The 26,614-nt window shown below is 67.9% G+C and carries 22 protein-coding genes, 1 rRNA gene and 1 pseudogene; all 24 read left to right on the forward strand.

Translation table 11 applies throughout. The features are described from left to right. A partial coding sequence (locus OXM57_03460; GenBank protein MDE0351728.1) for a carbamoyl-phosphate synthase small subunit occupies nucleotides 1-1,031 on the forward strand: 1,031 nt, incomplete at its 5' end. Continuing rightward, nucleotides 1,031-4,276: a carbamoyl-phosphate synthase large subunit gene (gene carB, locus OXM57_03465; protein ID MDE0351729.1), complete on the forward strand. Its 3,246-nt coding sequence runs from the start codon at nucleotides 1,031-1,033 to the stop codon at nucleotides 4,274-4,276. The genes OXM57_03460 and carB, both read left to right, overlap by 1 nt. Beyond that, a complete protein-coding gene (locus OXM57_03470) occupies nucleotides 4,264-5,193 on the forward strand; it encodes a dihydroorotate dehydrogenase (protein MDE0351730.1) in 930 nt (309 codons plus the stop codon). The genes carB and OXM57_03470 overlap by 13 nt, the downstream gene beginning before the upstream one ends. Then, complete coding sequence (pyrF, locus tag OXM57_03475; GenBank protein ID MDE0351731.1) at nucleotides 5,190-5,933, forward strand: orotidine-5'-phosphate decarboxylase; 744 nt, start codon at nucleotides 5,190-5,192, stop codon at nucleotides 5,931-5,933. The genes OXM57_03470 and pyrF overlap by 4 nt, the downstream gene beginning before the upstream one ends. A 225-nt stretch (nucleotides 5,934-6,158) precedes the next feature. Beyond that, nucleotides 6,159-6,470: an integration host factor, actinobacterial type gene (gene mihF / locus OXM57_03480; protein MDE0351732.1), complete on the forward strand. Its 312-nt coding sequence runs from the start codon at nucleotides 6,159-6,161 to the stop codon at nucleotides 6,468-6,470. Nucleotides 6,471-6,511: 41 nt separating this feature from the next. After that, nucleotides 6,512-7,060 carry a guanylate kinase gene (gmk, locus tag OXM57_03485; GenBank protein ID MDE0351733.1) on the forward strand — a complete coding sequence of 183 codons (549 nt, stop codon included), beginning with the start codon at nucleotides 6,512-6,514 and terminating at the stop codon, nucleotides 7,058-7,060. Nucleotides 7,061-7,135: 75 nt separating this feature from the next. Then, nucleotides 7,136-7,360 (forward strand): annotated as a pseudogene (rpoZ, locus tag OXM57_03490) (DNA-directed RNA polymerase subunit omega). A 199-nt stretch (nucleotides 7,361-7,559) separates the two neighbouring features. Next, nucleotides 7,560-8,783 (forward strand): bifunctional phosphopantothenoylcysteine decarboxylase/phosphopantothenate--cysteine ligase CoaBC, encoded by a 1,224-nt coding sequence (gene coaBC, locus OXM57_03495; protein ID MDE0351734.1) that lies wholly within the window; start codon nucleotides 7,560-7,562, stop codon nucleotides 8,781-8,783. Nucleotides 8,784-8,819: 36 nt separating this feature from the next. After that, entirely contained in the window at nucleotides 8,820-10,007 is a 1,188-nt protein-coding gene (gene metK / locus OXM57_03500) for a methionine adenosyltransferase (GenBank protein ID MDE0351735.1), read from the forward strand. 41 nt (nucleotides 10,008-10,048) lie between these two features. Then, nucleotides 10,049-11,785, forward strand: a complete 1,737-nt coding sequence (locus OXM57_03505) for a hypothetical protein (GenBank protein ID MDE0351736.1) — start codon at nucleotides 10,049-10,051, stop codon at nucleotides 11,783-11,785. A gap of 542 nt (nucleotides 11,786-12,327) precedes the next feature. Further along, complete coding sequence (def, locus tag OXM57_03510; GenBank protein ID MDE0351737.1) at nucleotides 12,328-12,825, forward strand: peptide deformylase; 498 nt, start codon at nucleotides 12,328-12,330, stop codon at nucleotides 12,823-12,825. Continuing rightward, the gene (locus OXM57_03515; GenBank protein MDE0351738.1) at nucleotides 12,825-13,733 is read left to right on the forward strand and encodes a methionyl-tRNA formyltransferase; all 909 of its coding nucleotides are present in this window, start codon (nucleotides 12,825-12,827) and stop codon (nucleotides 13,731-13,733) included. Before def ends, OXM57_03515 begins: the two co-directional genes overlap by 1 nt. Beyond that, nucleotides 13,730-14,929: an RsmB/NOP family class I SAM-dependent RNA methyltransferase gene (locus tag OXM57_03520; GenBank protein MDE0351739.1), complete on the forward strand. Its 1,200-nt coding sequence runs from the start codon at nucleotides 13,730-13,732 to the stop codon at nucleotides 14,927-14,929. Before OXM57_03515 ends, OXM57_03520 begins: the two co-directional genes overlap by 4 nt. A gap of 49 nt (nucleotides 14,930-14,978) precedes the next feature. Further along, on the forward strand, nucleotides 14,979-15,650 hold the full coding sequence (rpe, locus tag OXM57_03525; GenBank protein ID MDE0351740.1) for a ribulose-phosphate 3-epimerase: 672 nt from the start codon (nucleotides 14,979-14,981) through the stop codon (nucleotides 15,648-15,650). Beyond that, a complete protein-coding gene (gene ribA, locus OXM57_03530; protein MDE0351741.1) occupies nucleotides 15,647-17,104 on the forward strand; it encodes a GTP cyclohydrolase II in 1,458 nt (485 codons plus the stop codon). Before rpe ends, ribA begins: the two co-directional genes overlap by 4 nt. A 715-nt stretch (nucleotides 17,105-17,819) precedes the next feature. Next, entirely contained in the window at nucleotides 17,820-18,368 is a 549-nt protein-coding gene (gene infC / locus OXM57_03535) for a translation initiation factor IF-3 (protein MDE0351742.1), read from the forward strand. Between the two features lie 67 nt (nucleotides 18,369-18,435). Continuing rightward, a complete protein-coding gene (rpmI, locus tag OXM57_03540) occupies nucleotides 18,436-18,630 on the forward strand; it encodes a 50S ribosomal protein L35 (GenBank protein MDE0351743.1) in 195 nt (64 codons plus the stop codon). A gap of 23 nt (nucleotides 18,631-18,653) precedes the next feature. Further along, nucleotides 18,654-19,010, forward strand: coding sequence for a 50S ribosomal protein L20 (gene rplT, locus OXM57_03545; GenBank protein MDE0351744.1), 357 nt, complete (start codon nucleotides 18,654-18,656; stop codon nucleotides 19,008-19,010). Between the two features lie 23 nt (nucleotides 19,011-19,033). Further along, nucleotides 19,034-20,053: a phenylalanine--tRNA ligase subunit alpha gene (gene pheS, locus OXM57_03550; GenBank protein MDE0351745.1), complete on the forward strand. Its 1,020-nt coding sequence runs from the start codon at nucleotides 19,034-19,036 to the stop codon at nucleotides 20,051-20,053. Next, a complete protein-coding gene (gene pheT / locus OXM57_03555; GenBank protein MDE0351746.1) occupies nucleotides 20,050-22,446 on the forward strand; it encodes a phenylalanine--tRNA ligase subunit beta in 2,397 nt (798 codons plus the stop codon). Before pheS ends, pheT begins: the two co-directional genes overlap by 4 nt. Next, on the forward strand, nucleotides 22,443-23,327 hold the full coding sequence (argF, locus tag OXM57_03560; protein ID MDE0351747.1) for an ornithine carbamoyltransferase: 885 nt from the start codon (nucleotides 22,443-22,445) through the stop codon (nucleotides 23,325-23,327). Before pheT ends, argF begins: the two co-directional genes overlap by 4 nt. Further along, nucleotides 23,327-23,866, forward strand: coding sequence for a DNA-3-methyladenine glycosylase (locus tag OXM57_03565; protein ID MDE0351748.1), 540 nt, complete (start codon nucleotides 23,327-23,329; stop codon nucleotides 23,864-23,866). Before argF ends, OXM57_03565 begins: the two co-directional genes overlap by 1 nt. 195 nt (nucleotides 23,867-24,061) lie before the next feature. Continuing rightward, nucleotides 24,062-25,369, forward strand: coding sequence for a tyrosine--tRNA ligase (gene tyrS / locus OXM57_03570; GenBank protein MDE0351749.1), 1,308 nt, complete (start codon nucleotides 24,062-24,064; stop codon nucleotides 25,367-25,369). A 457-nt stretch (nucleotides 25,370-25,826) separates the two neighbouring features. Continuing rightward, nucleotides 25,827-26,614: ribosomal RNA gene (locus OXM57_03575) — 16S ribosomal RNA — on the forward strand; the annotation flags it as partial.

The following is a 26,614-nucleotide window of genomic DNA, read 5'->3' on the forward strand; positions in this document are numbered from 1 at the left end:
ATTCCTCGCCGGCCCTGGGGTGGTACATCCCCTCCCCCCACCGCCCAACCCCCCGCCCCCCCCCCTCTCCCCCCCGGCCCCCCCCCCCGGGCGCCGGGGGCGGGGCCCTCCGCTCGCTGTCGCGGCGGCACTCCAACTGGCGGGCCGAGGGAACCCTGGCCGCCTACCTGCGGTCCCACGAGATGGTGGCGCTGGCCGATCTCGACACCCGGCGGCTCACCCGCCACCTGCGGGATCGAGGGGCGATGCCGGTCGCGATCGGCGCCGGGGTCGGGCCCGCGGAACTGGCGGCGCTGGCGGCGGAGGCACCGCGGATGGAAGGGCAGGACCTGGCAACCGGGGTTTCCACCCCCGAGCCATACCGGTTCGATCCTGACGGCGATCCGGTGGGCCGGGTGGTTGCCATCGACCTCGGCATGAAACGCGACATCGGCAGGCGGCTGGCCGGCCGCGGGCTGGAGGTCCATGTCCTGCCCGCGACCTGTACCGCCGGGGACATCCTCGGTCTAGATCCGACCGGCGTCTTCCTGACCAACGGACCGGGTGATCCCGAGCCGCTGGAGCACACGATCGACACGGTGCGAGCGCTGCTCGGCGCCCTTCCCGTGTTCGGCATATGCCTCGGCCACCAGGTGATCGGCCTGGCCCTCGGCGCCACGACCTTCAAGCTGCCCTTCGGGCACCACGGCGGCAACCACCCGGTCCGCCGCCTGGAGGACGGCGGGGTGGAGATCACCGCCCAGAATCACGGGTTCGCGGTCGACCTATGGTCGTTGGCGAGCCGGGAGGCGCCGGAGCGGGAAGGTCTGGCTGGTCCCGACCTCCTGCCCCGGCAGGTCACAAGCGATTTCGGCGAGGTGCGGCCCACCCATCAGAACCTCAACGACGGGACCCTGGAAGGGCTTCGATGCCTGGACATTCCCGCCATGTCGGTCCAGTACCACCCCGAAGCCGCGCCCGGTCCCCACGATGCGCTGGGGCTGTTCGACGACTTCCTGGCCCTGATGGGCCTCGGAACCGAGGACCGCTGATGCCCAGGCGCACCGACATAGAGAGCATCCTGGTGATCGGTTCCGGCCCGATCGTGATCGGCCAGGCGTGCGAGTTCGATTATTCGGGTACCCAGGCGGCCAAGGTGCTCAGATCGGAGGGCTACCGGGTGATCCTGGTCAACTCCAACCCTGCCACGATCATGACCGACCCGGAGTTCGCCGACGCCACCTACCTCGAACCGATAACGCCCGGGATCGTCGAGCGGATTCTGGAACGCGAGTCACCCGATGCCCTGCTACCCACCCTCGGCGGGCAGACCGCGCTCAACGTGACCGCCGATCTCGCCCGTTCCGGGGTGATAGAACGGCTCGGGGTGGAACTCATCGGCGCCGGCTTCGACGCCATCGAGCGGGCCGAGGACCGGGGACTGTTCAAGGAGACGATGGCGGCGGTAGGCATCGAGTCGCCCCGTTCCGGATACGCCCGATCGATGGAGGAGGCGGTAGCAGCGGCCGCGGACATCGGCTACCCGGTGATGGTCCGCCCCTCATTCATCCTGGGCGGGGGCGGTACCGGCGTAGCCGAGGACGAGGAGGACTTCCTGGAGATCGCCGGGCACGGCCTCAGCGCCTCCCCGGTAAGCGAGATCCTCGTTGAGGAGTCGGTGGTGGGCTGGAAGGAGTACGAACTCGAGGTGATGGCCGACCGGCGCGGCAACGCGGTCATCGTCTGCTCGATCGAGAATCTGGACCCGATGGGCGTCCACACCGGCGACTCGATCACCGTGGCCCCGATCCAGACCCTGTCGGACCGGGAGTACCAGGAGATGCGGAACGACGCCATCACATGCCTCCGGGCCATCGGTGTCCAGACCGGGGGTTCCAACGTCCAGTTCGCGGTGGATCCGGCCACCGGGCGCCGGTTGATCATCGAGATGAACCCCCGCGTTTCCCGGTCATCCGCCCTCGCTTCCAAAGCCACCGGATTCCCGATCGCCAAGATCGCCGCCCTCCTGGCGGTGGGGTACACCCTCGACGAGATCGCCAACGACATCACCGGCGCCACCCCCGCCAGCTTCGAGCCGGTGCTGGACTACACGGTGGTCAAGATCCCCCGCTTCGACTTCGCCAAGTTCCCGATGGCGCCCGACCGGCTTGGCACCTCGATGCGGTCGGTGGGAGAAGCCATGGCCATCGGGCGTACCTTCCCAGAGGCCTTGCAGAAGGCGCTGCGGAGTCTGGAGACAGGCCGGCAGGGGCTCAACGCCGATCCGGGGGAGAGAGAGCTGCGCTCCGTGTCCGACCGGGCCCTGGACGAGGCGGTGGCGACTCCCAGTTCCGGCCGGATCTTCCAGGTGGGGGAGGCGATCCGACGGGGTCGGAGCGTGGAACACCTGGCCCGATCCACCGGCATCGACCCCTGGTTCCTGGACCAGATGGCCGAGATCTACGAGCTCCGGGCCGAGCTGGAGGAGGCGGGCGCGCCCCGGACCGATCTGGTGCGGGAGGCCAAGCGGATGGGGTTCTCGGACGCCCAGCTGGCGCACATCTGGGGGGAGACCGAGGCCGGTATCCGGGAGTTCCGGCGAGCGACCGGCATCCGGCCGACCTACAAGCGGGTCGATACCTGCGCCGCCGAGTTCGAAGCGCGGACCCCCTACTTCTACTCCACCTACGAGGACGAGAGCGAGGTGGAGGCAACCGGCAAGCCCCGGGTGGTGATCCTCGGGTCCGGTCCCAACCGGATCGGCCAGGGCATCGAGTTCGACTACTGCTGCGTGCACGCCTCCTTCGCCCTCAAGGAGGCCGGGTACGAGACCGTGATGGTCAACTGCAACCCCGAGACGGTCTCCACCGACTACGACACCTCCGACCGCCTCTACTTCGAGCCCCTGACGGTGGAGGACGTGCTGGAGATCTGCGATGCGGAGGATCCCGTGGCGGTGGTGGTCCAGCTGGGCGGCCAGACCCCGCTCAACCTGGCCGGACGGCTGGAGGCCAACGGAGTACCCATTGCCGGCACCCCTCCGGATCGCATCGACGAGGCGGAGGACCGGGAGCGCTTCTCGGCCCTGTGCCGGCAACTGGGCATCGCCCAGCCTCCTCACGGCACCGCCACCAGCCCTGAAGAGGCGGCCCGAGTGGCGGACTCCATCGGCTTCCCGGTGCTGGCGCGACCCTCCTACGTACTAGGCGGCCGGGCCATGCGGGTGGTCTATTCGGCAGCAGATCTCGACCGTTACCTGGCCGACCTGTACGGCAAGGACCAGCAGGCCGGGTTCGATCTGGCCTCGGCTCCCGTCCTGATCGATCGCTTCCTCGAGGCGGCCACAGAAGTCGATGTGGATGCCGTATACGACGGAGCGGAGCTACTGGTCGGAGGCATCATGGAACATGTCGAGCAGGCCGGTGTTCACTCCGGCGACTCGGCGTGCATCACCCCGCCACCCACCCTCAGTGCGGCCGCTCGCCGGACGATCGTCGGCGCCACGGGAGACCTGGCGAGGGCACTCGAGGTCAGGGGGCTGATCAACCTCCAGTTCGCGGTCAGGGGGGACGAGGTCTTCCTGCTGGAGGCCAACCCGCGGGGATCCCGGACCGTCCCGTTCATCTCCAAGGCCAAGGGAATCCCGCTCGCCAAGATCGCCTCGCTGGTGATGATGGGGGCCACGCTCGAGGATCTGGTGGCGGAAGGGATGTATTCACCTCCGGGCGAACCGCGGTTCGTGGCGTGCAAGGAGGCGGTGCTGCCTTGGGACAGGTTCCCCGAGGAGGACACCCTGCTCGGACCCGAGATGCGGGCGACCGGCGAGGTGATGGGGATCGGTCCGGGGCCGGGGGTGGCATACTCGAAGGCCATGCTTGCGGCGGGAAGCGGCATCCCGGACGCAGGAACGGTGTTCCTCTCCTTCGCGGATCCCGACAAGCCGGCCGGCGCACGGATCGGGGAGGCCCTTCACAGCCTGGGGCTGAATCTGGTCGCCTCGCCCGGAACTGCCGGATACCTGCAAGCCCGAGGCATACCGGCCGAACCGGTGCCCAAAGTCGGCGAGGGTCCCGAAGACACGGTATGGCAGATCGAGTCGGGCCGGGTCGACATGGTCATCAACACCCCCCAGGGACGGCGGGCAAGGGGAGATGGTCGGCTGATGCGCCGGGCCGCGTCCTCGCGGGGCGTCCCCATCGTCACGACCGTGGCCGGTGGCGAGGCGGTAATCCGCAGCCTGCGCGGCTCCGTGGAGGCCGTGTACGACGTACGGAGCCTGCAGGATTGGCACCGCTGAACCGCTCGGTCGCGCTGGGGCCGGTGACGCTCCGCTCTCCCCTGGTGGGAGCGTCCGGAACCGTGGGTTCGGCGGTCGACTTCGTCTCGGTGGCGTCTCCCGACTACTACGGCGCGCTGGTGGCGAAGTCCGTGGCGCCCGAGCCCTGGTCCGGCAACCCGCCTCCCCGGCTGGCGCCCGCCGGAGCGGGCATGCTCAACGCCATCGGCATCCAGAACCCCGGCATCGAAGCCTGGCTGGCGGAGTTCGGTCCCCTCCTGGACAGCGTCGGCGTCCCTGTCTGGGGCTCGGCAGTGGGTCACCACCCGGACGACTTCGCCGAGGTGGCCAGGGGTCTCGAGGACGGCGGTGTGGACGCGGTGGAGGTCAATCTGTCCTGTCCCAACCTCGACGGGCACGGGCTGATCGCCCTCGATCCGTCTGCGTCGGCCCGGGTGATCGAGGCGGTACGGAACGCCGCCTCGGGTCCGGTCTCGGCCAAGCTGTCGCCGAACGCCTCTGACATCGTGGCGGTAGCCCGGTCCGTCTGGAATGCCGGCGCCGATTGGGTGGTGATCGGCAACACTGTCTGGGGCGCCGCCATCGACGTCGAGTCCAGGGCCCCTCGGCTGGCCATGGGGAGCGGCGGCTACTCCGGGCCCCCGCTCAAACCGATAGCGTTGCGGGCCGTCATGGAGGTGGCAACCCGGCTTCCCGGGCTTCCGATCCTGGGTTGCGGCGGTGTGACCAGGGCCGCGGACGTGGTGGAGTACCTCATGGCGGGCGCCGGCGCGGTGGCGATAGGGACGGTCCACTTCGCGGAGCCCCGGGCGGCACGGCGCATCGACCGCGAATTGGCAAGATGGTGCCGGTCCCGTGGCGTGGAACAGGTGTCCGACCTGGTAGGCGTTGCCCTCCCGGAGGAATCCCTACCATGACCGGCAGCATGGCCGATGGATCGCACCCCGGCGAGAGCGGACCGTACAACCCCATACTGGTGGCTCTCGACGTTCCGACCGGCGAGGATGCCGTCCGCCTCGCCCGGGAACTCTCGCACCACGTGGGCGGGTTCAAGGTCGGGCTCGAGCTCCTGACCGGTCCCGGTCCCGGCATCGTGGGGGTGATCGGACGGCTCGGAAAGCCGGTGTTCGCCGACGCGAAGCTGCATGACATTCCCAACACCGTCAGGGCGGCGGCGCGCCATCTGGGGGAGGCGGGCGCGCGATGGGTCACCGCTCACGCCGCCGGAGGCAAGGCAATGCTGGAAGCGGCGGTCGAGGGCCTGCGAGAGGGAGCAGGGTCCCGCGCCGCCGGGATCCTCGCCATCACCGTTCTCACCAGCCTCGATCAGGATGCGTTGGCGGCGACCGGGGTGGCTGCGACACCGGGGAAGCTGGCCGCGGTCCGAGCGCGGCTGGCCGGTGAGGCCGGCTGCGAAGGCGTGATCACCTCGGTCCGCGAGTTGGGCGTGATAAGGGATGTGACCCCCCAACTGCTGCGGGTCGCGCCCGGTATCCGACCGGTCGGCGTCGACGCTCACGACCAGGCCAGGGCAGCCACGCCTGCCGAAGGGATCGAGCGTGGCGCTCACTACCTGGTGATAGGCCGGGCCATTACCGGAGTGCAGGACCCTGGCCGGGCTGCTCTCGACATTCTGTCCGACCTCAGCCTGGCTTGAGTTGTGAAGGCGAAGGGGATGCTGGCTAGGAGGGTGCTGCAAAAGACGGGGATAGTTGGCCCGCGATGCCTTGACCCTGGGGTGTTATCCCGGACTTCGGGCCAGTTGGACATTTTTCAGTACCCTCCTAGAGTCTGCCCGGCGCCGAGGTCTTTGCAAGGATGGGCCGGCGCCTGATGTCGGGTCGGAACAGTACAGCTAGAGAAGGAACGGTAAGGGAACCTTATGGCACCTCCGCAGTTGAACGCCGAGCAACGGGCACGGGCATTGGAGAAGGCAGCGATGGCGCGCCGCAAGCGGGCCGAGATAAAGAGCTTGCTCAAGAACGGGTCGTTGTCGCTGGGTGATCTGCTCGAACAGGCTGCCGACGACCCCATGGTGAGCGGCATCAAAGTGAGTGCAGTCCTCACCTCTATGCCCAGAACCGGCAAGGTGAAGGCCGGTCAGATCATGGAGGAGCTCGGTATCGCCGAGAACCGGCGCGTCCGTGGTCTCGGAGCGCGGCAACGCAGCGCCCTCCTAGCCAAGTTCAGCTGAGCCACGAAGCGACAGCCCCCCACCGGCCCGGTCGGCTGGTAATCATCTCGGGGCCGTCAGGTGTCGGAAAGAACACCGTCATCCGGGCTCTGGCCCCTCATTACAGCTTTCACTTCGCCGTCTCGGCCACTACCCGCTCCAGGCGGCCGGACGAGACCGACGGGGTCGAGTACTACTTCATCGATAACGAGGCCTTCTCGGAGCTGATCGAAGCAGGCCGGTTGCTGGAGTGGGCGGAGTTCGCCGGCAATCGCTACGGAACCCTCCATGATGAGGTCTTCACCTACCTCGGTACAGGGCAGGACGTCCTGCTCGATGTCGAACTGAACGGCGCCTTCCAGGTGATGGCGGCCTATCCGGATGCTCTGTCCATATTTCTCATGCCTCCGAGCCTCGACGAGCTGGAGTCTCGGATGCGGGGTCGCCGGGGGATGACGGAGGCGCAGATCGCCACCCGCCTCAAACTGGCCGAGGTCCAGATCGAGCGAGGTTGGCATCGCTTCGCCCACGTCGTGGTCAACGCCGATCTCGACACTACGGTGGCAGCGATAGTCGGTATACTCGGGAGCCCACCGCCCGACAAGGCCTAGGGCGCCCGGACGGTGGTGAACAGATCCCTGCCCCGAAACCAGACCCGTTCCCGGTCCGAAAGACGATCCTGCGCCATGATTGAGCCACCCATCGAAGAAGTAATCGGCAAGGCCGGCGGGCGTTTCAACCTCGTTTTGCTGGCCTCTCGCCGTGCTCGCCAGATCAACAGCTACTACACCCAGTTAGGTGGCGGGATCGGGCGCTACGTTCCGCCCCAGGTTCACTCGCTGAGCCACAAGCCCCTCACCATCGCTCTCGAGGAGATCGCGGCCGACAAGCTGCAGGTGGCAACCGGAGAGACTGCCGACAGCCAGGAGCCCGACACTCTCGACGTCCTCCTCTCCTACCAGACCGAGCCGCTCGACGAGGGCGATCTGGCGGCCGGTATCGAGACCCTGGGTTCGCCGGAGGCGGGGGATGCCGCTGCAGATGAGCTGCCCGGGGCGGAGGGTTCCGACGAGCCTGAGGCCTCCGAAGACTCCGTAGAGGGGATCGCCGTTGAGAACTCCGAGGAGCGGTAGACCGGCTCTTCACGGCCGGCATCTGGTACTAGGCATCTCCGGGGGTATCGCCGCGTACAAGGCGGCCTACCTGGCCCGGCGGCTTCACGAGGCGGGTGCCCAGATCCGCACGGTGATGACCGGTGGCGCCCTGCGCTTCCTGGGGGAGCAGACCATGGCGGCCATTACCGGCCACGCGGTGGTGACCACGCTCTTCGGATCCGACCAGGCCGGACCCAGCCCGCACACGGAGTTGGCCCGGTGGGCCGATGCCCTGGTGGTGGCGCCCGCCACCGCCAACGTGCTCGCCAAGGTCGCCAACGGGCTGGCTGACGACGCCCTGACCGCCACGGTGGCGGCGTTCGACGGGCCGGTGGTGCTGGCGCCTGCCATGCACACCGAGATGTGGCAGCAACCCGCTACTGCCCGCAACATCCGGCTCCTCGAGGAGGATGGCCGGTGCCTGGTGGGTCCGGTCGCCGGTGAGCTGGCGGCGGGCGACTCCGGTATGGGGCGCATGGCGGAGCCGGAAGACATACTGGCATCGGTAGCCGGGGTATTCGATGACTCCCTGCGCGGGTTGACGGTGCTGGTGACCGCCGGAGGAACCCGGGAGGCCATCGACCCGGTGCGCTACGTGGGCAACCGGTCCTCGGGGAAGATGGGCCACGAACTGGCGCTGGAGGCGGCCCGTCGTGGGGCCGGCGTGGTGCTGGTCACCACCACCACGCCGCCGGACATGCCGTGCTCGGTCGAAGTGGTGCCTGTCGAGTCTGCGGAGGACATGGCGCATCAGGTCTGGACGCGGGCCTCGACGCTCGACGTAGCGGTGCTGGCGGCCGCGGTGGCCGACTTCCGGCCCGCCGGCGTGGCCGGCACCAAGCTGGCCCGCTCCGACGGTCCTCCCCAGATCGTCCTCGAGCCGACCCCGAACGTCCTGGCCGGGCTGGTGGAGCGGGTGGAACCGGGAACGACCGTCGTCGGCTTCGCGGCGGAGACCGGCGGTGTCGACCGGGCGGTTCGCAAGGCCACCACCTACGGGGTGGACTTCGTGGTGGCCAACGACGTGACCAGCCCCGGGAGCGGGTTCGGTACCGACACCAACCAGGTGACCATCATCTCGGCGGCGGGACAGAGCACACCCCTCGAGATGATGACCAAGCGCCGGGTTGCCGGCGCCATATGGTCACACGTGACCGCACTGCGAGCAGATGAAGCCTGAGTTGGAGCGTCCTCCGGTATCCATATACTGGTCGCGATGATGCTCCGTCACTTCACGAGCGAGTCGGTCACCGCCGGCCATCCCGACAAGATGGCCGACCGGATCTCGGATTCCGTCCTCGATGCCATCCTGGAGAGGGACCCTGTGGCTCGGGTGGCCTGCGAGACCATGGTCACTCCCAGGAAGGTGGTCGTGGCCGGGGAGACCACCAACAGCGCTTCCTTGATGAGAAAAGACCTCCTCCGCGTGGTCCGGGCGGCGATCGCCGACATCGGATACACGTACGACGACGTCGACTTCCACGCCGACAAGGTTGCCGTCGAGGTGCTTCTCGGGAGCCAGAGCGCCGATATCGCCGGCGGTGTCAGCCGGGCGCTGGAGGCCCGGCAGGGCTCCGAGCACGAGTTGGATCAGCTCGGGGCGGGTGACCAGGGGATGATGTTCGGATACGCCAACCGGGACACCGAAGAGTTGATGCCGGCGCCCATCCAGCTGGCCCATCGCCTTGCCGAGCGCCTCACCGAGGTGAGGGAGGAGGGCCTACTCGACTACCTGCGCCCGGACGGCAAGACCCAGGTCACCGTGGCCTACGAAGGCTCGAGGCCGGTGCGGGTGGAGCGGGTGCTGATCTCCTCCCATCACACCGCCGATGTCGAGGACGGCCAGATGTGCGAGGATCTCAGGGAGCACGTGCTGATGGGGGTCGGGTCGAGTCTGATAGGCAACAAAACCGAGCTCCTGGTCAACCCGTCGGGCCGCTTCGTGAAAGGAGGACCCGAGGCGGACGCCGGCCTGACCGGCCGCAAGATCATCGTCGACACCTACGGCGGTTACGCGCGGCACGGGGGCGGCGCCTTCTCGGGGAAGGATCCGACCAAGGTAGACCGCTCGGCGGCCTACTTCGCCCGCTACGTGGCCAAGAACGTGGTGGCGGCCGGGTTGGCAGACGAGTGCGAGATCCAGGTGGCATACGCCATCGGCCAGGCCAACCCGTTCTCGGTCTACGTTGACGCGTTCGGCTCCGCCTGTATCGATCCGGTCGAGCTGGAGAACCTGGTCAAGTCCTACTTCGACTTCCGGCCGGCGGCCTTCCTGCGCAAGCTCGATCTGCGCCGACCCATCTACGCCCGGACTTCTGCGCTGGGCCACTTCGGACGACCCGACTTCCCGTGGGAATCGACCGCCGACGCTGACGAGTTGAAGAAAGCGGCGAGCCGACCCTGACCCAGGCCGTTGCAGCCCGGGTAGTCCCTGACGTACCCACCCTGGCGGTGGATGAAGGCTTCTCCTACCGCGTCCCATCTTCCCTGGCAGGTCGGGTCGGGGTGGGCGCCATCGTACGGGTTCCGCTGGCCGCGCGCCGCGTGCGCGGCTACGTGGTCGGCGTGGAGTCGGTCCCGGAATCCGAGGCCGCGGATTTCAAGGACGTCCGGGCTCTCTCCTCCGATATCCCGGTGTTCACCGCCGCCATGCTTCCCACGCTGGCATGGGCCGCCGAGTACTACGTGGCGCCGCTCGCCCGCGTACTGGCCAAGACCGCTCCGCCGAACCTGCCCAAGCGGCCTCCGCCGCCCGCACTGCCGGGCATCCCACCGACCGACGGACCCCTATCCGATGTGGCGGCCGCCGCGGCCGGGGGCGGACCATCCCGGTCGGTCCAGGCGGTGGCGGGTACCCGTTGGACCAACCTGATCCGCGGGGCTATCACCGCACCGCTCCGCGCCGGGAAGTCGGTGCTCATCGCGGCGCCCACGGTGGTGGAGGTCGCCCGTCTCGCCGCCGGGCTCCGGTACGACCTGGGCGCCCGCGTGGTGGAGGTGGCAGATCAGAGCGACGCGGAGGTGACGGCTGCCTGGTCGAAGGCTGCCACGACCGGAGGTCTGGCGGTGGTGGGGACCATGCGGGTGCTCTGGTGGCCCGTCCGGAACCTGTCGATGGTGATGCTGGTCGAGGAGGGCCGGCCCGGCATGAAGGAACGCCAGACCCCGACTGTGGTGGCCGGCCGCCTGGCCCGGATGAGGGCGGTTCACGAGGGCCTCCAACTGGTGGGGGTAGGGAGGGTCCCGACCGTCGAATCACTGCACGAGCGTCCTGAGATGGTCCGGCCGCCCGGGCGGTTATGGGGACCGGTCCAGGTCGTCGACCGCACCGAGGACCCTCCGGGGCAGGGGTTGCTGGCCGAACGGGTCCGGGCTGCCATCGCCGGTACTGCGGGCCGGGGCGGCCGGGTGTTCCTCTTCACCCATAGGCGCGGTTACGCCCCGGCTGCTCGATGCGTCAGGTGCCGGCTGTTGCGGAGTTGCCCGCGCTGCGGCGCCCGCCCCGATCATCGGACCACCTGTTCGAGATGCGAAACTGAGTTGGGAGGGTGCTCGTCATGCGGCGGGACCCGGTTCGAGCCGCTGGGAGCCGCCGTGGGGCGGGTGACCGAGGAGGTCCGGCGCCTGGTCGGGGATCGCGTGGGTGGCGTAAGCGGCGGTAGGCAGGTAATGGTGGGAACCGAGGCCGACCTGGTGGTGGTTCCCGAGGTCGATCTGGCTGTGGTGGTCGACGCCGACGGCTTGGTACGCGGCGCCACCTACCGGGCCGCGGAGGATGCGCTGGGAGTGCTGTCGCGGGTGGCCACCACCGTCCGGGGTAGCGGGCGAGCCAGGATGATGCTCCAGACCGCGGACATCCGCCAACCTGTCTACGAGGCCCTTCGCCGCGCCGATCCGTTTGCGTTTCTCGGGGACGAGTTGGCCATCCGCAGGCGCCTGTCCCTGCCGCCCTTCGGGGAGGTGATGGTGGTGGAGGTTGCCGGCACCGATGACGGGTCGATCCTCGACGATGCCCTCGAGGCCGCCATCGTCTACGGCCCGGCCCGGGCCAGGGATCGGCTCCGCTGGATGGTCCAGGGCGCCGACCTGACCGGAGTCAAGCGGAAGCTCAGGAAGGCGGCCGTCCGCCTGAGGCGCCAGGGTCTGAGAGTTCGGGTGGATGCGGACCCCCGCGACTTCTGAGCCGGCTCCGGATGCCATCCGCGGACGAAGCATTTTTCGCGTTCTCGGGGAGGGGGGTTGAACTCGTCACACCTCTGATATACGTTGCCTATCGCCAAGCACCCGCACCGTCCGATGACACTGGTCCGATCGGCCCGGCCGGTCCGAGGGAACATGAAGGCTTATGGAGCGAACAGCCGATTCCCGGCATCCAGCCGGGCATGGCTGACCACGCTCCAACAGGATGGGTGGTGGTGGGGGAGGGGCCCGGTGCGGAGCACCGGATTTTAGCGACTTTTGGTGCTTGGCGGTTCTTGAGGCAGAGGGCGTCATATATGGTGCCCTGATCCTGAGGTTGCGCCCGTGGTGATGCACAAGTGATCCAGCCAATAAGCGCCGGTTTGTGCGAGCTTCGACTCTTCGGCAAGTTCCGAGGTGTCCGGGTATCTCAGGGCTAGGACCCCGCTGCGTGCTGTCTCCCAGGCCTGCGGCTTGCCGTTTCGCAGGCGAGCCGGCGCCCGGTGACCCGCCGACCGGACAGCGGGAACTATTCTCGGAGTCCGGTGGCCATATTTCCGATTCGCACCTTCGGCGATCCTGTCCTTCGTGTCCGCACCAAGCCGGTCAAGGACTTCGACGCGCCCCTGCGCCGGCTGGCGGAGGACATGCTCGAGACCATGTACGACGCCCCCGGAGTGGGTCTGGCTGCGCCGCAGATCGGTGTGTCGAAGCGCATCTGCGTGTTCGATGCGGGGGACGGTCCCCGGGTTCTGGTGAACCCGGTGCTGGTCGATACATCGGGAGATTGGGAGTATCACGAGGGCTGCCTTTCGGTCCCCGGTCATTACTGGAATATCAAGCGCCCGGCTTTCGCCCGAGCCGTGGGCCAGGACCTGGACGGGAACCCGGTGGAGTTCGCCGGGGATGAGCTATTGGGAAGGGTTCTGCAGCACGAGATCGACCACCTCGAGGGCCACCTCCTGCTGACCCGCCTCGACCGAGCCACCCGCAAGGAGGCGTTTCGCGTTCTTCGTAGCGAGGCGTTCCGGGCGCCGGAGTGATGCGAGCCGCCCTGCTGGGCACCTCGCCGGAAGCCGTTCCCGCGATCGACATCCTTGACCGATTGACCGACCTGCGCGCCGTCATAACCAGACCGGACCGGCCGAGGGGTCGGGGCCGGGCACCGGCCCCTCCCGCGAGCAAGGTCACAGCACTCGAGCAGGGGGTTCCGGTCCGCCAGCCCACCACCCCCGCTGCGCTGGACGCTGATATCGCCGGGATGGATCTGGACCTGGCGGTGGTAGTGAGCTACGGGATGATCGTGCCGGCCGCCACCCTGGCCCGTCCCCGGCTGGGCATGGTCAACCTGCATTTCTCCTTGCTGCCGCGGTGGCGGGGGGCGGCCCCGGTCGAGCGAGCCATCCTCGCCGGCGATGAAGTAACCGGCGTGAGTTTGATGTGGATGGAGGCGGGCCTGGACGCCGGACCGGTCCTGGCCGCATGGAGGACCTCCATCGGTGAGGACGAGGACGCCGGTGCGCTGTCGGAACGCCTCTCCCTCGGCGCCGCCGAGTTGCTGGGCACGCACCTGGGTGCGTTGGAACGAGGAGAGTCGGTGCCGGTGGCACAGGAGGAGTCGATGGTCACATGGGCGCCCCGCCTGGTCGTCTCGGAGGCTCGCCTCGACTTCCACCAACCTGCCGAGCGGGTGGCGCGGGCCATCCGGGCGTTCTGCCCCCGTCCGGGCGCACACACCACCTGGCGGGGCAAGCGGTTCAAGATACTCCGGGCCCGGCTGTTCCCAGGCAGGTTGGAGCCGGGTCAACTGGAACCCGACGGGACCGGAGTAAGGGTCGGCACCGCCACGGGCTGCCTGGCCCTGCTGACCGTTCAGCCCGAGGGTCGGAAGGCGATGGACGCACTCGCATGGCTCAGGGGGGTCAGGGGCGATCCGGGTCGCTTCGGATGAAGCGGGGTGTCGAGGCCCGGTCGGTGGCGGCCGGGCTGGTGGGTAGGGTCGTGCGGGGCGGGGCCTGGTCGAACCTGGTGGTGAGGGAAGTCGACCTTCCGCCGGACGATGCTCGCCTGGTGCGCCATCTCGTCTACGGAACCATCAGGAACCTCCCTCGCCTGGACCGGGCCATCGGTGATCTATCCAGCCGGCCCCTCTCGGCCATCCATGCCGAAGTACTCGATGTTCTGCGGGTGGCCTTCCACGAGGTTCTGTTCGGCCGGGCTGCCGACCATGCCGTTTCCGATACGGCGGTGGAGTCGGCCCGGAGGCTGGGACACCGTCGTGCCACCGGGTTCGTGAACGCCCTGGTCAGGAATCTGCAACGGGGAGGCGAACCCAACCCACCCTCCGATCCGGCCGCGGCGTTCAGCTTGCCCGGCTGGGTCATGGACGACCTGGAGCGCACCTGGGGGAGCGATCAGGCGCTGGCGTTCGCCGAGGCAGCACACGAGGACGCTCCGGTGAGCTTCCGCATGCGGCCCGGCGATCCTCCACCCCTCGGTGCGGTTCCCACCCTTGTCCCCGGCGCTTTCTCCCACCCGCAGGGCTTGGTACCCCAGCAGGCGGTGGTACAGGATGCCGCATCCGTGGCCGTGGTCGAAGCCCTGGGCGTGGCGCCCGACCACCGGGTGCTGGAGGTGGGAGCGGCGCCCGGTGGCAAGACGCTGGCCATCTGGGACCGCAACCCCGCCTCGCTGGTAGCACTGGACATCCACCCTCGCCGTATCCGCCAAGCGGTTCGCCGGCTGGAGGGGGCGGGCGTTCGAGGATGGTGGATCAGGGCCGATGGAGCACGCCTCCCTTTCCGGAGCGGGCTGTTCGACAGGGTTCTGGTCGACGCACCTTGCACCGGCCTCGGCACGCTAAGGCGGCGACCCGAGTTGCGGCTACGGGTCTCGACCGGCGACCGGGACCGGCTGGCGGCACTCCAGCGCCGGATGGTGAGCCAAGCCATCGACGCGGTACGTCCCGGAGGGCGGGTGGTCTACTCGGTCTGTACCCTGACCCGGGCGGAGACGCTGCGAGTGGTGGAGGACATGGATGGGCGGCCACCGGCTGATCTGCCGGGTCTCCGCCTAGATGACGGTTTGCTCATGGGTCCGCACCTGACCGGTACCGACGGCATGTTCATCTCGGTCTTCGATCGGTGACGGAGCGGTCGGTTCCTCGCCGTCGCGAGGCGGATGTACCCTGCGCACCGTGAGGAAACGCGTTCGCATTGCGGCTTCGATTCTCGCCGCCGACTTCGCCCGGTTGGGCGAGGAGGTGGCTCGGGTGGAGCCTCACCTGGACATGCTCCACGTGGACGTCATGGACGGCCATTTCGTCCCGAACATCTCGCTGGGCGTTCCGGTCATAAGCTCCTTGCGGAAGGTCTCCGGCCTGGCCTTCGACTGCCACCTGATGGTGACCGATCCGGACAGGCTGGTCGAACCGCTCCGGACAGCCGGCGCCACCGGAATAACCGTCCATCTCGAGGCGGTGCCCGATCCCATGCCGGTTGAGCGCCGGGTGCGCCAGGCCGGCCTCGGCTTCGGTTTGGTGATCAATCCCGGCACTCCGTACGAAGCCCTGGATCCGTTCCTCGAACTGTGCGACATGGTGCTGGTGATGTCGGTGGAGCCCGGCTTCGGTGGCCAGGATTTTCTGCCCACCGTCCTCGCCAAGGTCGAGGCGGCCCGCCTGGCTATAGACCGGCGCGGTCTCGACGTCGATCTCGAGATCGACGGCGGTATCGGCCTGGATACCATCGGCGCGGCGCGGCAGGCCGGCGCCGATGTGTTCGTGGCCGGTACCGCTATCTTCGGACAACCGGATCCGGTGATGGCGATCGCCGGCCTGAGGCGCGCCGCCTCGGGAGGCGGGGCGTGAGCCGGGTCTGGTCGGAAGCCGAGCGCAGCCGGATGCGTCGGGCCATCGATCTGGCCCGTCCGCACCGCACCCATCCCAATCCCCGCGTCGGATGCGTGATCGTCGGCGCGGGCGGGAAGGTGGTGGGCGAGGGCGCTCATCGAGGCGTCGGAACTCCCCACGCCGAGGCGGTGGCGCTCAGCCAGGCGGGTGGCGCCGCCCGCGACTCCACGGCGTTCGTGACCCTCGAGCCGTGTTCGCACTCCGGTAGAACCCCGCCTTGCGCCGATGCTCTTGTGGCAGCCGGGGTGAAGCGGGTCGTGATCGCGGCATACGACCCCGATGCCCGCGTGAGAGGTCGCGGGGTGGTGAGGCTCCAGCGGGCCGGGATCGAGGCGGTGGTGGGGCTGATGGGGGAGGAGGCCGTCAGGCTGGATATCGGGTTCCATCACCATCGGCGAACGGGCCTGCCCTACGTTCGGGCGGTGGTGGCTGATGCCGAGGCTCGGGCCGATGAGGCGGTCAGCTTTGACATCGCCGCCCTGATCGGGGAGGCGGACCATCTTCTGGCGACCACGAACGGCCCGGCGCTTCCCTCCCGACGGAAGCTGGCAGGCCTGGCGGAGCGTGGTCATCTCTACCTGGCGATCGAGGACGTGGAGGTGATCGGAGCCCTGCGCCGGGCAGGACTGGTCGATGCGGCCAGCCACTATGCCAGGATCGGTGAAGATCATGACGGTCTCTGGACGCAGGATGGTCTTCGGGTGATGGATGCCGGAGAGATCGGCGCCGCCTATCGCCGGATCGACCTGGAACGTCCGCCGGCAGGATGGCCTCCCCTGGTCTGCCGCCGCGCCGAGGCCGCCATACCGACTCGCTACGGCCGCTTCCGGGCCATCGGCTACGAGTCGCTCGACGACGGACGCCATCACGTGGCGCTGGTCAAGGGCCGCGTGGCCGGTGAGGAAGGTGTGCTGGTCCGGATGCACTCGGAGTGCCTGACCGGGGATGTGTTTGCCAGCCTCCGCTGCGACTGCGGCTTCCAGATGCAGGAGGCCATGCGCCGGATCGGGGAGGCCGGCCGGGGCGTGATCCTCTACATGCGCGGTCACGAAGGGAGAGGCATCGGTCTGATCGACAAGCTGGCCGCCTACGCCCTCCAGGAGCAGGGGCGGGACACGGTGGAGGCCAACCTGGACCTCGGTCTCCCGGAGGACAGTCGTGACTACGGCGCCGGAGCCCGGATGCTCGCCGACCTGGGCGTGAACAGCCTCCGCCTGCTCACCAACAATCCGGCCAAGCGGGCCGGCGTCGAGGCGTACGGGGTGCGGATCGTAGAGCGGGTTCCCTTGGTCGCCGGCGAGAACGACCACAACCGCACCTATCTGCGCACCAAGGTGGCCAAGCTGGGCCACGTCATCGACCTGGAGGCACCCCCTCCTGGGAAGGTCAGGGAGAGGACAGAGCAGGACTGACCCGCCTGTCGTACGGAGAGTTCCGGGCGCCCTTCCATGTCCAGAGCCCCGCAAGAGCGCGAAAACCGGCCCGCAAATCGTTGATCCGCACCGGGCTCCCTCCCCCGCCACCACCTGTCCTGGTTCGAAGCGTGGTCGGCCATGCCCGGCTGGATGCCGGGTAACACGGCGGTTCGCTCCACGAAGCCTCGTATGTTCCCTCCGGGCCGGCTGGGCCGATCGGACCAGTGCCATCAGCCGGTGTTGGTGCTTGGCGACAAGCAACGTATATCGGGGGTGTGACACATTCGAGCCCGCTCGTCCAGACCCGTTGGAGAATCACCGTTCTTGGCGGAGAGGGTGTGTGATCGGCGACCGTGATCCGGCGGGCTACCGTCGCCTGGCGGGGCATCACGAGACAGGACCCGAGCCGGGGATTCGAGGACACGGATACAGGCCACCTTCCAATCGAGGGGCGCCGTCTCTATAATGCCTGGCCACAACCAGGAGAAAGCGGAAGCCGGTTGCTTCCCACCCGGCCACCGGGGGTCGGTTCGGGCCGTTCACCAGAGCGCCCCAACCCCGAGTGTGCCGTGGTACAGGAACCCGACCATCTGTGACGGATCGGGTTGTCGCGGGACCCTCATGGGGCCCCGAGTAGCGGCCGGTTGTCGCCTGTTCTTCTCGAACGAGATTCCGTTCCGTCCTGTCGGGCGGACGAGCAAGGAGACATGTAATCGCAGAGCTACGCGTCAACGACGAAATCCGTGCGGCCGAACTGAGAGTGGTCGATCCGCTCGGCAAGCAGCTAGGAGTGATGCCCCGCCAGAACGCCCTGTACCTGGCCGACGGCCTGGGATGGGACCTCGTGGAGGTGGCGCCCGGAGCCGATCCGCCCGTTGCGCGGATGATGGACTACGGCAAGTTCAAGTACGAGCAGTCGGTCAAGGAGCGGGAAGCGCGCAAGAAGCAATCCCGCAGCACGGTCAAGGAACTTACCTTCAAGGTGAAGATCGGCAACCACGACTACGAGATCAAGCGGGATCGGGCACTGCGCTTTCTGACCAACGGTGACCGGGTCCGGGTTCGGGTCTGGCTCCGGGGAAGGGAGGCCAGCCGGCCCCAGCTCGGTATGGCCATCCTCGACCGCCTGTCCGCAGACCTCGCCGACGTGGCCACCGTGGATCAGGCGGCCAAGCTCGAAGGCCGCAACATGACCATGGCCCTGGCGCCGATCAAACGGCCGCAGCGGTCATACCAGGACGTTGACGAGGGCTCGACATAGAAGGGGCCGAAAAGGACGGGAGGGGCTTTTCAGCACCCCCGAGAACCACCGAGGAGTAGGACAGACCATGCCGAAGATGAAGAGCCACAAGGGCGCCGCCAAGCGCTTCAAGGTGACCGGATCGGGCCGGATCAGGCGCCGCCAGTCGCACCGCGGCCACCTCCGCCTTGCGAAGGGCAAGGACAGCTATCGCCGCTTGAAGGGTGAGGCCGATCTGGCCAAGGGTGACGAGAAGCGGGCCAAGCGCCTGCTCGGAATGTAGGCGAGGAGTACCGGAGACAGGAAATGGCACGAGTCAAGCGCGCGAGCAACTCGCGCACCAGGCACCGGAAGGTCCTGGCCAAGGCCAAGGGCTACCGCGGCGCCAAGAGCCGGAGCTTCCGGGCGGCCAACGAGCAGGTCATGAAGTCCCTGCAGTACGCCTATCGCGACCGGAGGGCGCGCAAGGGCGACTTTCGCAGGCTCTGGATCACCCGCATCAACGCCGCCGCTCGCGAGAACGGCACCACCTATTCCCGGCTGATCGCGGGGCTGAAGGCGGCGGAATTCGAGGTGGACCGGAAGATGCTGGCCGATATCGCGGTCAACGATCCTGCCACCTTTCGCCAGATAGTCGAGTTGGCTTCCGCCAACCGCGTTTAGTGGGCTAGCGGCGTCGGACGAAGATGGACCTTGAACGTCTCGCCGGCGTAGTCGGCGACGCCCGCGCCCGGATCGAGGCTGCTTCGGACCTCGCCGAGCTGGTTGCCGCGGAGTCGGAGACGTTGGGGCGGCGATCCGAGGTGGCCGTTGCCCGTAGGGGCATCGGGCGCTTGGCGCCGGACCGCAGGCGCGAGGTGGGGCGGGCGATCAACGAGGCGGTCGGCGCGCTGACCGCCGCTGTCGAGGATCGGCGGGCGGCCTTGCAGGCGGAGGCCGAGAACGACCTGCTGGAGCAGGATCGGGTCGATCTCACCCTGCCGTACGGTCGTCCAGCGCGGGGTACGCATCACCTACTGACCCGCACCATGGAGGATGTGTGCGACGTGTTCCGCGCCATCGGCTACGAGGTAGCGGAGGGGCCGGAGTTGGAACTGGCGTGGTACAACTTCGACGCTCTCAACACCCCACCCACCCATCCGTCCCGATTCGAATCCGACACGATGTACGTGGAGGCGTTCGACGATCGGGAGCGGAGCGGCCCCGACGAGCTGTTGCTGCGTACCCAGACCTCACCGATGCAGGCCCGGTTCATGGAGAAGAACCCCCCGCCGGTCTACGTGGTGGTGCCCGGGCGGGTCTTCCGCACCGACACCTGGGACGCCACCCACGCGCCGGTATTCCACCAGATCGAGGGCCTGGCCGTGGACTCGGACATCACGTTCGGGGATCTGAAGGGCACCCTCGCCCACTTCGCCCGGGAGTTCTTCGGGGTCTCGGCCCGGACCCGCTTCGTGCCCCATTTCTTCCCGTTCACCGAGCCGTCAGCGGAGATGCTGGTGTGGTTCAACGGCGAGTGGTTGGAGATGCTGGGATGCGGCATGGTCGACCCCAACGTGTTCGAGGCGGTGGGGTACGACCCGGAGGAGGTGACGGGGTTCGCCTTCGGCATGGGCGTGGAGCGGCTGGCCATGGTCCGCCACGGCATCACCGACATCCGCCACTTCTACGACAGCGACTTGCGCGTCCTGGGGCAGTTCCGATGAAGGTCCCGATCGGCTGGTTGGCGGACTTCATCGATCTGCCCACCCGGGATCCGCACGAGTTGGAGCGGATCCTCGTCTCCCTCGGCCACGAGGTGGAGGGGATCGAGGAGTTCGGACCGTCCTTCGAGGGCGTGGTCGTGGGACGGGTGGAGGAGGTCCGGCCCCATCCGAATGCCGACCGGATCCGCTTCTGCCGCGTCGATGACGGAACGGTCACCCGCGACGTGGTATGCGGAGCATGGAACTTCGAGGCCGGCGCGGTAATCGCCTACGCGAGGGCAGGATCCCTCCTCGGCGCGGATACGGACCAGCCTCTCGAGGTGGGGAGCCGCAAGATACGCGGCATCGTGTCGCACGGCATGATCGCCTCGGCCCGCGAGCTCGGGTTGGGCGATGACCACGACGGCATCATGGTCCTGGACGAGTTGGGCACGGCCACCGACGACGACCTGGGCCGCCCCCTGGAGGAGGTGATCGGCCTGGGAGACGTGGTGCTGGACGTGAGCATCACCACCAATCGGGGCGACTGCATGGGGATCCGCGGGCTGGCCCGCGAGCTGGCCGCCTACTGGCAGGTCCCGCTGCGCGACATCTCCCCGAGCTTCCCGACCGGTCCGGAGAACTCCGCCTTCGAGGTTTCGATCCGAGACGTGGAAGCTTGCCCTCGCTTCGTCGCCCACCAGGTTGACGGCGTGCGGATCGGTCCGTCCCCTCTATGGATGCAGCTGCGGCTCCTGGCTATCGGGCAGCGGCCCATCTCCAACGTGGTGGACGTGTCCAACTACGTGATGTGGGAGCTCGGACACCCGATCCACACCTTCGACGCGGACACCGTCTCCGGCCGCCAGATCATCATCCGGAGAGCCGAGGAGGGTGAGAAGCTCGAGACCCTGGACGGGGTGGAACGCCCGCTGGCAGCCGGCGACATCCTCGTAACCGACCCGTCGGGTCCGATCGCCCTGGCCGGGGTCATGGGAGGGGCGTCGACCGAGGTTCGTGAGACGACCACCAGCGTGCTGGTCGAGGCTGCCAACTGGCATCCACCCTCGATCCTGGCCACCTCGTGGCGGCTCGGATTGCGGAGCGAGGCCTCGTCCCGGTTCGAACGGGGGGTCGATCCCAACCTTTCCGCCCTCGCCGCCGCCCGGACGGTGGAGTTGGTGGCCTCGACATCCGGCGGGACTCCTCGCTCCCGGGCGGTGGACTGCTACCCGATCCCGCGCCGGCCCTGGAAGGTGGACCTCGCGGCTCGTGACGTGAGCCGCTTGCTCGGGCCGAACCCTCCGTTCGGAGACGCGCTCTCGCTGCTGGAACGGCTCGGCTTCGGGCCGGATCGGGACGGCGGATCAGCCCGGGTGAACATTCCGACCCATCGCGCCGATGTCACCCGCCCGGCCGATCTGGTCGAGGAGATCGCCCGCCTCCATGGCTACGACCGCTTCCCGGACCTGGTTCGCCATGGCAGCCGGGGCGGCCTCACTGCGGAGCAACTAGCCGTCCGGCGACTCCGCGAAGCCCTGGTCGGCGCAGGGCTCACCGAAGCCCAGACCCTCAGCTTCATCGGCCAAGACGACCTGGACGCATTCGGTCTCCCGCTCGAGGATCCGCGCCGGGTCACCATCCGGGTCAAGAACCCGCTTCGCGAGGAGGAGGCCATCCTGCGCACCACCCTGTTGCCAGGCCTGATGGGGGCGATGTCGCGCAATGTGGCTCGGGGTCTGAAGTCGGTACGCCTGTTCGAGACCGGTCGGGTGTTCACGGCCCGCGACGACCCTGAAGACCCCCGCATTCCTTTCCAGCCCTTCCACCTGGCGATGGTCCTGTCCGGTCCTGGAGTGGACGTATTCGCCGGCACCGGGCTGGTCGATCTACTGGCCAGGGTCGCCGACCGCCGGCTGGAACTCCGGCAGGCGCCGTTGCCGGGCCTCCATCCGGGCCGGGGAGCGGTGGTGACGTGCGGCGCAACCGACATAGGGACGGTCGGGGAACTCCATCCGGCCGCAGTCAGGAGGTTCGGCTTGGAAGGCCGGGTGGCGGTGGCCGAGATGGTTCTCGGTCCGCTCGTGTCCTCCGGTCCGTCCTGGACGCTGGAGGATGTCTCCGCCTACCCGCCCATGGTGTTCGACCTGGCGTTCGTGCTGGCCGACTCGGTTCCGGCGGGGCGCCTACTGGAGGTGGTGGAGCGATCCGCAGGCCCGTACCTCGAGAGCCTGGAGCTGTTCGACGAGTTCAGGGGTGGCTCGATTCCCGATGCCCACAGGAGCCTGGCGGTGCGGATCACGCTGCGCGCCATGGACCACACCATCTCCGATGAGGAGGCGGCTCCGATCGGGCGGGGCGTCGCTGCCGCAGTGGCGGATCGGTTGGGCGGCGTGCTGCGGGGAAGCATATGAACGACTTCCTCGGGATCCTCGACGTCGAACGGGGAGTCCTGGAGCGGCTGGTGGAATCCGCCTCCCGGTTCCGCCATGATCGGAGCTTCAGGTCAGGCGCTCTGGCCGGTGCCCGAATCGGGCTGTTCTTCGAGAAGCCCTCCACCCGCACCAGGGTGTCGAGCGAGGTGGCAGCCGTCGACCTGGGTGCCCACCCGGTCGTCCTGGGTCAGAGCGAGGTGGGTATAGGATCGAGGGAAGCCGTCCGGGACGTGGCCCGGGTGCTGGACCGCTACCTGGATCTGGTGGCCATGCGCGTCTTCGACCATCAGGTCCTGGTGGAGATGGCCGAGCACGCCGATGCACCGGTGGTGAACCTCCTTTCCGACATCGAACACCCCTGCCAGGCGGTGGCCGACCTCCAGACCATCGCGGAGCACTGCGACGTTGCCGAAGCGGTGGTGGCCTACGTGGGAGACGGCAACAACGTGTGCCACAGCCTGATGCTGGGGGTGGCCAAGCTGGGGGGCCGGGTGCGGGTGGTGAGCCCGCCCGGGTTCGAACCGATGGAGCAGCTGGTGGCCGGGGGAGAGGGCCGGATCACGGTCACGCCGGACATAGAGGCGGTGGACGGGGCAGATGTGGTCTACACGGACGTGTGGGCGTCGATGGGCCAGGAGGGGGAGGCGTCGGAGCGGGCGCTCGCATTCGCCGGCTACCGGGTGGACGAGAGCTTGTTCGGACGGGCCGGACCCGATGCGATATTCCTCCATTGCCTGCCCGCCCACCGGGGCGAGGAAGTGACCGACGCCGTGGTCGACCACCCCAGGTCCCGGGTGTTCGACCAAGCCGAGAACCGGCTCCACTCGATGAAGGCCATCCTGCTCGAACTGCTGGGGTAGTGGTCTGTCTGTCCGGTCCCGTCGAGCAGGTGGCGCGACGGTTGCTCGGTCACCGGCTCAGCACCGACTTCGGCGGGAGGACCGCAGTAGTCATCGAGGAGGTGGAGGCCTACGGGGGCGCTGATGATCCGGCCTCCCATGCCTATCGGGGCCGCACCGTTCGCAACGCCTCCATGTTCGGCCCGGCCGGCACCCTCTACGTGTACCGGTCCTACGGGGTTCATTGGTGCGCCAACGTGGTGACCGGTGCCGAGGGGACGGGAGAGGCGGTGCTGATCAGGGGCGGTCGGGTGGTCGAGGGCATGGAACTGGTGCTGGCCCGGCGCGGGCGCCGGGACCACCTGACCGATGGCCCCGGCAAGCTGACTCAGGCGCTGGGGATTAAGGGGGATCACGACGGGACATCGGTAATAGCCGGTCCGGTGCGCCTGGAGGAAGGACCCTCCCCGGACCCGGCCCTGGTACACCGCACGCCGCGGATCGGGATCAGCCGGGAGGCAGAACGACCTTGGCGGTTCGTGGTCGAGGGTGGACGGTGAGTCGACCCGCCGCCGTGGCTGGTTACCCGGGCTGATGACAGACAGACCCAGTGATCTGTCTACGCCACAGCTTGGTGTGCTCTGGCGGTCATCGGTGTCCCGTCGCTGCGTTCCGCTTCCTTGACGTACCGCTGCGGGTACGCCTTCGTCATCGGGCCTTGCGAGGAACACCGCTGCCGACGCCATACCACACCGATGTCCCGTAGACAGACCACTAGTCTCGCCCTCGTGACGCCCGGACCCGCCATGACACCCGAGCAGCAGGCCGACTACCTGCTGCGCGATGTCGACACGTTCCTCCCCACCGCCGAGGAACTGGTCGATCGGATCAGGGACTCCAAGGAGACCGGCCGCCCGCTTCGGGTGAAGCTCGGCCTCGACCCCACCGCCAACGTCATCACCCTCGGCTGGGCGGTCGTGCTCTGGAAGCTACGGGAGTTCCAGGATCTCGGACACAAGGCGGTGCTCATCCTGGGGACCTTCACGGCCCAGGTGGGTGACCCGAGCGGTCAGTCCGAGACGAGGAAGCGCCTCACGGCAGACCAGGTGGAGTTCTTTGCCGCATCGGTGAAGCGGAACTTCGGGGAGATACTGCTCACTCGGGAGGACCTTTTGGAGATCCGTCCCAACTCCGACTGGCTGGCCGAGCTCGACATGCGCGAGGTGCTGGAACTCACCTCCTCGACGACCCTGGCCCAGATGCTGGAGCGGGACGACTTCGCCAAGCGTTTCGCCGACCGGCGACCCATCTCGATGATGGAGTTCATGTACCCGTTGCTCCAGGGTTACGACTCGGTCGCCGTCGAGGCCGACGTGGAGCTCGGCGGCACCGACCAGCTCTTCAACCTGATGATGGGGCGCCAGGTCCAGCAGCGCTACGGCCAGGCGCCGCAGATGGTGCTCACCATGCCGCTGCTCGTGGGCACCGACGGCCGCAAGAAGATGTCGCAGTCGCTGGGGAACTACGTGAACATCTCCCCGCCGTACAGCGAGATGTTCGGCAAGACGATGAGTATCCCCGATTCGGCGATGCCGCAGTGGTACCGGCTTGCCTCCGGGCTACCGATCGAGGAGATAGAGGCCGCAATCGCTGCTCTGGCGGACGGGAGCTTGCATCCGGGCCACGCCAAGCGGCGCCTGGCTCGGGCCGTCGTGGACCGCTACCTGCCAGGTCAGGGCCAGGTCGAGGAGCAGGCCTTCGACCGCCAGTTCGTGGACCGAAAGATCCCGGAGGACATCCCTACCTACCAACTCCCACCTGGTGAGCCCGAGGGTGAGGTGTACCTCCCGAAGCTTCTGGCGGACGCCGGCCTGGTGGCCAGCAGGTCCGAAGGGCGCCGGATGATCGCTCAAGGGGCGGTCCGCATCAACGGGGAGAAGGTGACGGAGGAGCAGGTGTGGAGGTTGCGTTTGCTCTCGACCACCCACCGCACGGTGGTCTCGGTCGGCAAGCGCCGCTTCGTTCGCATAGGCGACAGCCCACTTCAACAGCCCCGGCCATAGGCCAACGCCCGGCACTGCACGCATCGTCACGCCGTCCATGGCGCTGATCGGATTGGACAGCGATGACCCCGCTATACACAGGACCCGAGACCTGCTATAGTTATGCGGCTGGCTGCACCGTCTCCGCTTCGTATGGTCCGTGTGGCCGGCTCGCTTCCCTCCCTGGTGAGGGGCGAGCTATCGGCGGAGCCGGAGTGCCAGTACCGCAGGAGCTGCGGTCAGGGCTCCTTGACAACTGAACAGCGTGTCAAAAGCCGAAAAGAAAGTCATTCCTATGGCCGGGCCTACGGTGCCGGTCATCGTGAATGTACTCCCAAACTGCCGATGCTCGGCATCGGCAGATTGGATCGAACCTTCTCGGCAGCCTCACGCCTCGTGGCGTGCCGGCTGTCGGGACACATGACAGGATTCTGATGCCGCCGTCGCCCTCGTGGCGGTCGGCGGGATCGAAGGACTGACGTTGGAGAGTTTGATCCTGGCTCAGGACGAACGCTGGCGGCGCGCCTAATCCATGCAAGTCGAGCGACGCATTCCTTAGCCCGTAAGGGCGGGTTTGACGGAGCGGCGAACGGGTGCGTAACACGTGACCAATCTGCCCCGAAGACCGGGATAGCCCGGGGAAACCCGGATTAATACCGGATGATCTCATCACCACGCATGTGGAGATGAGCAAAGGTTCAGGCGCTTCGGGATGAGGTCGCGGCCCATCAGCTTGTTGGTGAGGTAACGGCTCACCAAGGCAATGACGGGTAGCTGGTCTGAGAGGACGATCAGCCACACTGGAACTGAGATACGGTCCAGACTCCTACGGGAGGCAGCAGGAGGGAATCTTGCGCAATGGGCGAAAGCCTGACGCAGCGACGCCGCGTGGGGGATGAATGCCTTAGGGTTGTAAACCCCTTTCACGAGGGAAGAAACTGACGGTACCTCGAGAAGAAGCCCCGGCCAACTACGTGCCAGCAGCCGCGGTAATACGTAGGGGGCGAGCGTTGTCCGGATTTATTGGGCGTAAAGGGCTCGTAGGCGGCTTGGCAAGTCGGCCGTGAAAACCCAGGGCTCAACTCTGGGACGCCGGTCGATACTGCCATGGCTAGGGTCCGGTAGAGGGGAATGGAATTCCCGGTGTAGCGGTGAAATGCGCAGATATCGGGAGGAACACCAGTAGCGAAGGCGGTTCCCTGGGCCGGCACCGACGCTGAGGAGCGAAAGCGTGGGGAGCAAACAGGATTAGATACCCTGGTAGTC

Source organism: bacterium (assembly GCA_028820935.1).
In the GTDB taxonomy this organism is placed as follows: Bacteria; Actinomycetota; Acidimicrobiia; order Spongiisociales; family Spongiisociaceae; genus Spongiisocius.